This window comes from Nocardioides sp. SYSU D00038 (assembly GCF_016924665.1).
Classification (GTDB): domain Bacteria; phylum Actinomycetota; class Actinomycetes; order Propionibacteriales; family Nocardioidaceae; genus Nocardioides.
Genome location: NZ_JAFFJT010000007.1, coordinates 450,719 through 457,375 on the forward strand (window position 1 = coordinate 450,719; position 6,657 = coordinate 457,375).

General features: G+C 74.7%; 6 protein-coding genes. 2 read left to right on the forward strand and 4 right to left on the reverse strand.

From position 1 onward, the window contains the following. Positions 1-44 precede the first annotated feature (44 nt). Positions 45-863 (reverse strand): hypothetical protein, encoded by an 819-nt coding sequence (locus JT721_RS04365; RefSeq protein WP_205471665.1) that lies wholly within the window; start codon positions 861-863, stop codon positions 45-47. A 122-nt stretch (positions 864-985) separates the two neighbouring features. Beyond that, positions 986-1,555: a WHG domain-containing protein gene (locus JT721_RS04370; RefSeq protein ID WP_307827879.1), complete on the reverse strand. Its 570-nt coding sequence runs from the start codon at positions 1,553-1,555 to the stop codon at positions 986-988. Positions 1,556-1,614: 59 nt separating this feature from the next. Here JT721_RS04370 and JT721_RS04375 point away from each other — a divergent pair, with 59 nt between their 5' ends. Further along, on the forward strand, positions 1,615-2,103 hold the full coding sequence (locus JT721_RS04375) for an FBP domain-containing protein (protein ID WP_205471666.1): 489 nt from the start codon (positions 1,615-1,617) through the stop codon (positions 2,101-2,103). A 15-nt stretch (positions 2,104-2,118) separates the two neighbouring features. Here JT721_RS04375 and JT721_RS04380 read toward each other — a convergent pair whose 3' ends face one another. Both JT721_RS04380 and JT721_RS04385 read right to left on the reverse strand, forming a co-directional pair. Beyond that, positions 2,119-3,801 (reverse strand): CopD family protein, encoded by a 1,683-nt coding sequence (locus JT721_RS04380; RefSeq protein ID WP_307827880.1) that lies wholly within the window; start codon positions 3,799-3,801, stop codon positions 2,119-2,121. Beyond that, positions 3,798-4,553: a YcnI family protein gene (locus JT721_RS04385; protein ID WP_205471667.1), complete on the reverse strand. Its 756-nt coding sequence runs from the start codon at positions 4,551-4,553 to the stop codon at positions 3,798-3,800. Before JT721_RS04385 ends, JT721_RS04380 begins: the two co-directional genes overlap by 4 nt. A 204-nt stretch (positions 4,554-4,757) precedes the next feature. On the opposite strand from JT721_RS04385, the gene JT721_RS04390 reads away from it, so the two are divergent. Further along, positions 4,758-4,982, forward strand: coding sequence for a tautomerase family protein (locus tag JT721_RS04390; RefSeq protein WP_205471668.1), 225 nt, complete (start codon positions 4,758-4,760; stop codon positions 4,980-4,982). Positions 4,983-6,657 lie beyond the last annotated feature (1,675 nt).

The following is a 6,657-nucleotide window of genomic DNA, read 5'->3' on the forward strand; positions in this document are numbered from 1 at the left end:
ATCGTCGATTCGGCCGCGCCGAGGCTGCTGCGGCGAGGCTGCGGTCAGACGCTGGGCAGGTCCGTCTCGTCGAAGCTCGGGAGCGCGGGGGCGTTGCACCGCAGCCGCGGGTGGCCGAGCACCGCCTCGTGGTCACCGGTGCTGGCGTCGTCGAGGTCGGTGTCGGCGAACACGATCAGCCACTCCGCACCGGACACCGACGAGGTGCGCAGCACGGGCGGGCCGACCGGGGTGCGGTGCTCCTGCTGGACGATCTGGCCCGCGCCCGTGATCGAGACGGTGCCGATCAGCTGCTCGTTGGTGCCCACGAGGCCCTCGGTGTCGCCGTCGCGGAAGCCCGACCAGGCCTGGAAGGTGGTGCACTGCTGGTCGGGGCGCAGCCACAGGTAGCTCTCACCCTGGTCGAAGGCCACGACGCTGCGCGGGTGGCTCCTGCCGCCCAGCCGGACGGTGGTGTTGAGCAGCACGTCCTCGAGGTCGACGAGCGCCGGCTGGGTGACGACGTCGAGCCAGGCGTAGACCTTGAGGCTCCGCACCGCGCTCTTGGCGCCACCCTTGACCGCGCGGAACGCCGTGGTGCCGCCCTGCGTGAGTGACACCTTCGCGGCGTACTTGCCCTTGGCGTTGGTCGAGACCTTCCGAACCGTCTGCCAGCCTCCGGTGAGGTACTTGCGCTGGAGCTTGACCGTGGCCCTGCCCCCGGAGAACTTGCCCTTCAGCGTCACCTTCTTCCCGACCTCCGACTGCGCAGGGATGGGCTTGAGGGTGACCGAGGCCTTGCGGCTGGCCTCGGCCGAGCCGGCGGTGAGCAGGGCGGTGAGGCAGGCCAGCGTGGACAGGACGACGAGCAGGGACTTGCGCACGGGAGACTCCTCGGGACGGTGGTGGGCGCGAACCTACGCCCAGGTGACGGCGGCGACAAGCACCCCGACCGCGCCGAGCCGTCGCTACTGCACTGCAGTAACGACGACTCGACCGCGAGGGCTCAGCGCGGCCACGCGCGCAGCAGGACGTCGAGCGCGTCGAGGGCGCGTCGCCAGGTGGTCTCGGAGTCGGGCTCGCTGTGGTCGAAGCCGCCCCCGAGCTCGAGGCTGGGGTAGCCGCGGAGCACGCTGCCGAGGAGGCGTACGGCGGCGACCTCGTCGGCGGGCGGCACGTCGTAGCCGCGCAGCACCGCCCGGGTCAGCTCGGCGTGGCGGGGGCCGGCGCTGCCGACCACCAGCTCGGCGGGGAGCCGCAGCTGGGAGGCGGCCCAGCAGCCGGGCCGGGCCCGGGCGTAGTCGCGGTGGACGTCGGCGAGCGCGACCAGCGCGTCGCGCCCGGAGCGGCCCGCGACGGCGTCCGCCGCGAGCGCCGCGGTCTCCTCGAGCGCCAGCAGCGCCACCCGCAACCGGAGGTCGGTGGTGCCGGCGACGTGGGAGTAGAGGCTCGCCGGGCGCACCCCGACCCGGCGGGCGAGCCCGGAGACGGTCACCGCCTCCAGCCCCTCCTCGTCGGCCAGCTCGGCGGCCGCTCGGGCCAGCACCTCGGGGTTCAGCCCGGCTCGGGGCACCACGCCTCCAACGGTTCGTCGCGATTTGCCTACAGATCGTAGGCGATCGTAGCGTGCTGGGCATGCAGTCCCTGACCGAGCCCCAGATCCGCGCGTCGTTCGTCAACTGCAGCAAGGGCGAGGCGCGGCGGCTGAACCTGCCGCGCGACCTGACGACCACGCCCTGGGGCGACCTCGACTACCTCGGCTGGCGCGACCCCCAGGCGCCCGAACGGGGGTACGTCGTCGCGCCGCTCGACGACGGGCTGCGCGGACTGGTGCTGCGCACCACCAACCGGGGCGGGATCCGTCGCGCCGCGGCGTGCTCGCTGTGCCTCACCACCCACACCGGCGCCGTGGCGCTGATGGTCGCGCCGCGGGCCGGGCGGGCCGGCCAGCAGGGCAACACCGTCGGCACCTACGTGTGCAGCGACCTCGCCTGCTCCCTCTACCTGCGCGGGCTGCGCTCGGGCGAGGCCTCGGCCGTGGTGCGGGAGACGCTTCCGCTGGAGGCCAAGGTGGCGCGGCTGATGGGCAACCTGGCGACGTTCGTGCGCCAGGTGACCGGCTGACCCGGCCCCCTCGACTCAGTCCTCGACGGTCAGCTCGAGCGTGGTCACCGGCCGCTCGAACTCGGTGATCCGCAGCGACACCTGCAGGCGCCAGGTGCCGGGCGACGGGAACACCACCTGCGCGGAGTAGGTGCCGGGGGCCACCGAGCGCACCGGCACCGTGCCGAGGTCGACGTCGTCGGACGACAGTCCGAGCCGTGGCGTCTCGTAGCCCTCGAACGGCTGGCCGGCGGCGTCGGTCATCTCCAGCGTGACCGCGCTCGGGCCCGTCGTGGGCGAGGAGACCGTGACCTCCAGGTCGGCGCCACCGAGGGCGCCGTTGACCACGAGCGGGTCGGCCGCAGCGGCCACCGAGACGTCGGGCTCGGGGCTCCGGTCGACCAGCAGGCCGGTGACCAGCAGCACCGCGACGAGCACGCCGGCCTCGGCGGCGGTGGCGCGCGCCAGGAGCCCGGCGCCCTCTCGCCGGTCGGTGCGCCGCTTGGCGTCCCGGAGCCGCGGCAGCAGAACGGAGCGGTTGTAGGCCGCGAGCCCGACGGCGACGAGCGCGGCGGCGACCTTGACCAGCAGCAGCCGGCCGTAGCCGGTCTCGACCAGGTTGCTCCACGACTCGACGATCCGCCACCCCAGCAGCACGCCGGTCACGACCAGGGCCGCGAGCAGCGCCGCCGCGACCGTCGAGAACCGCGCCAGCACCTCGCCACCGAGCGGGCCGCGGTCGGCGAGGGCGGGCAGCACCAGGGCGAGGGCCACCAGGCCGCCGAACCAGGTGGCTCCGGCGAGCAGGTGGAGCATGTCGGCGACGATCGCGAGCACCTCGGGGGTGGCCGCGCGGGTGTGCCCGGTGAGGGCCGGCGCACAGGTGGCGACCGCCGCGGCGGCCAGGGCGGCCAGGCCGCGGCCCCGCTCCGGCCGGCCGCTGCCGAGCAGCACCACGGCGGCCGCGAGGCCCACGACGACGGCTGCGGCCACGACGTACTCGTAGGCGGAGATGGTCGACCAGGTGGTGGCGTCGGTCAGCGCCCCGGCGCCCTGCCCCAGCTGGTAGACCGCGACCAGGGGTACGGCGAGCAGCCAGGCCACGGCGCCGACGGCGGCGCCGACCCGGGCCCAGCGGACCAGCCGTGGCCGCGGCCCGTCGGCCGCGGGGTCGCGGGGCAGGAACAGCACCGCGAAGGCGACCAGGCCGGCCGCGAGGAAGAGCCCGCCGTAGCCGGCCCAGCGTGCCGCGGTGAGGCTCCACGGCGCGTCGGTGGAGCCGTCGGCCGCCGAGGCCGGCGTCTTCACCTCGGCGCTGGGCGCCCCGATGGCGAAGGTGAGCGAGCCGCCGATCGGGTGCCCGTCGGAGGACACCAGGCGCCAGACGACGACGAGGGTGCCGTCGCCGACCTCCTCGTCCAGGGTGACGCCGAGCTCGGCGCCCTCGACCTCGGCCGTCGACTCGACGGTCTCGCCGTCGGCGTCGAAGACCTCGACCCCGGTCGGCACGCCGATGACCGACTCGTTGAAGGTGAACGTGATCCGCTCGGGCGCCGCGTCGAGCACCGCACCCTCGGCGGGATCGGTGGCGATCAGGGTGGCGTGGGCACTGGCCGGCGCGGCCGGGCCGAGCACCAGGAGGGCGAGCACGGCGAGGACGGCGAGGACGGCGAGGAGCGCGGCCCGCCCGGAGCGCGGCCGCGTGGTCGCGGCCCTCACGCGCGTCGGCGCTGCTGCACGACGGCGGCGCCACCGAGCATCACGCCGAGCAACGCGATCGCGAGGGCACCCGCGGCCAGCAGCGGGCTGTCGCCGCCGGACTCGCGGGCCGAGGCGGGTGCGCCGGCGGCGTTCGCGGCGGTGAGGGTGTCGGTGGCCGATACGGGCTGCTGGGCCGCGCCGGCGGCGGTGACGACGAACGCCGGCGCCGGCTGGTCGAGCTCCTCGGGGCTCTGGGCGCCCTCGGGGATTTCAATCCACGCCGCCTCGCCCTGCTCGCAGGTCTGGATCACCGGGAACGCCAGGGTGCTGCCCTCGGCCTCGGGAATCTGGACGCCAAGCTCGAAGACGTCGCGGTCGCCGTCGGGCAGCGGCTGGTCGGTGCGGTAGGTCACCGACGCCACCCGCTCGGTGACCGTGTTGCCGTGCGAGTCGGTGACCGGCGGGTCGAGCTCGACCGTCTCCTTCTCCACGACCCACAGCGGGTGGCGCGTCGCCGCGACGGCGTGGATCTGGTCAGGGATCCGGATCGTGACCGCGGTGGTGGCCGACCCGTCGCAGCCGTGGGGCACGCCGATGGCCAGCACCGCGTCGGCCCCTGCGGTGGTGGTCGAGGGGGTGACCGTGACGTGGGCGGCCGCGGGCCCGGCCAGCGCCAGGACCGTCGCGGGCACGACGGCGACGGCGAGCAGTCGGGACGCCGTACGCGCTCCCCGCGCGGCTGCGCCGGCCTGCGCGGGCGTGGTGTCCACGGTCGTCTCCTGTGCTGGATCGGGTCACCGTCGGGCGTTCCGGTGACCTCCGTCACTGAACCAGCCCGCCGAACTCCTGTCAAGGATGTGAACCGGTTGATCGTCCGAGCGGACAAGCGGTAGCCTCGTGTTCACGATAGCGAACCGAGGTCGCGCATGTGGACACTGGTCCCCGGGTGCGGCCACCCGAGAAGAGGACCCCAGATGCCCAACATCACCGTCGAGCTGCTCAAGGGCCGCACCGTCGAGCAGCGCCGCGCCTTCGCTGCCGCCGTCGCCGACCAGGCCGTGGAGATCCTGGGCGCCCGCCGCCAGGACGTCCGGATGGTCTTCAGCGAGATCACCCCCGACATCGTCGCCAACGGCGGCGTCCTGGCCAGCGAGGACGAGAGCCGCGCCGGCGTCGTCGCCGCCCTCGCCGACGACTGACGACTCCCCCAATAGCCCCCTCCCGTGGGTGGGGGGAGTCGCGCTGCGACTGCCTCGAAACGCCCGGCGGCCGAACGCCCTCCCGTTCCCACGGGAGGGCGTTTGTCTTGCTGGGCAACGAGTGAGGCACTTCGTCCCTCCTCGACCAGCGGCGTTGGTTGAGGAAGTCGCGCTAGCGACTGTCTCGAAACCCCCGCACCCGAACGCCCTCCGTTCCACCGGGAGGGCGTTCGGCTCGCCGGGTCTCGACGACGCTCGCTGGCGCTCGCTGCTCGACCAGCGGTGCGCCACTTGCCCGATCCACCCGCCGGGGCGCCGCGCCGCCCGGCACGGAGGCGGCGGAGCGACGGGGGCGTTCGGCACGTCAACGCCCGATGTGGCGCCGCTGACCACCTGGGGCACGGCAGGGCAGCGTCCGGCGACACGGCAACGAGTGCCGAACGACGTCCGGCGCAGCAGCCGCAGCGCCCCACCACGCGCGGCACCCCGCACCTCACCCCCGATCACGCGACGAGGAGTCAGCACCCGCCCGAGCCCCGTCCCCGGAGTCGCCCGCTACAAGGAGGGCGTTCGGCTCACTGGGTCTCGACGACGCTCACCGGGTCTCGACGACGCTCGCTGGCGCTCGCTGCTCGACCAGCGGTGGTCGCCGGAGGGCGGTCGGCTCACCGGGTTTCGAGACAGGCGTTGCACGCCTTCCTCAACCATCGGGGGCGGCCGGCGTTCGCTCCCCACCGGCGGTACGCTCCTCGATCCACCTGCCGGGGCGCCGCGCCGCACGGCACGGAGGCGGCGGAGCGACGGGCGGCGTTCGGCACGTCAACGGCGGCGTGGCGCCGCTGACCAGCCGGGGAACAAGACAGCAGCGTCCGGCGACACGGCAACGAGTGCCGAACGACGCCCGGCGCGCAGCAGCCGCAGTGCCCCCCAACGCGCGGCACCCCCGCCCCACCCCACCCAACAGTCAGCACCCGCCCGGGCCCCGTCCGCGAAGTCGCCCGCTACAGGGAGGGCGTTCGGCTCACCGGGTCTCGAGGCTCGTCGCCAGGGCTCCTCGCACCTCGACCAGCGCCCGGCGTTCGGCTCACCGGGTCTCGACGACGCTCGCTGGCGCTCGCTGCTCGACCAGCGGTGGTCGCCGGAGGGCGGTCGGCTCACCGGGTTTCGAGACAGGCGTTGCACGCCTTCCTCAACCATCGGGGGCGGCCGGCGTTCGCTCCCCACCGGCGGTACGCTCCTCGATCCACCTGCCGGGGCGCCGCGCCGCACGGCACGGAGGCGGCGGAGCGACGGGCGGCGTTCGGCACGTCAACGGCGGCGTGGCGCCGCTGACCAGCCGGGGAACAAGACAGCAGCGTCCGGCGACACGGCAACGAGTGCCGAACGACGCCCGGCGCGCAGCAGCCGCAGTGCCCCCCAACGCGCGGCACCCCCGCCCCACCCAACAGTCACCCGCGCCCCGGATCACACCCGCCGCAGTCAGCACCCACCCGAGCCCGGTCCCCGGAGTCGCCCGTTACGGAGAACGGTCGGCTCACTGGGTCTCGAGGCTCGTCGCCAGGGCTCCTCGCACCTCGACCAGCGCCCGGCGTTCGGCTCACCGGGTCTCGACGACGCTCGCTGGCGCGCGCTGCTCCACCAAGCACCAGGACGACGAAGCGGGGCCCGCGGGGGA

Bases quoted from the DNA above. Each gene is read 5' to 3' on its own strand.
- JT721_RS04375 (WP_205471666.1), top strand. From the start codon at position 1,615: ATGCAGTCCCTGACCGAGCCCCAGATCCGCGCGTCGTTCGTCAACTGC.
- JT721_RS04390 (WP_205471668.1), top strand. From the start codon at position 4,758: ATGCCCAACATCACCGTCGAGCTGCTCAAGGGCCGCACCGTCGAGCAG.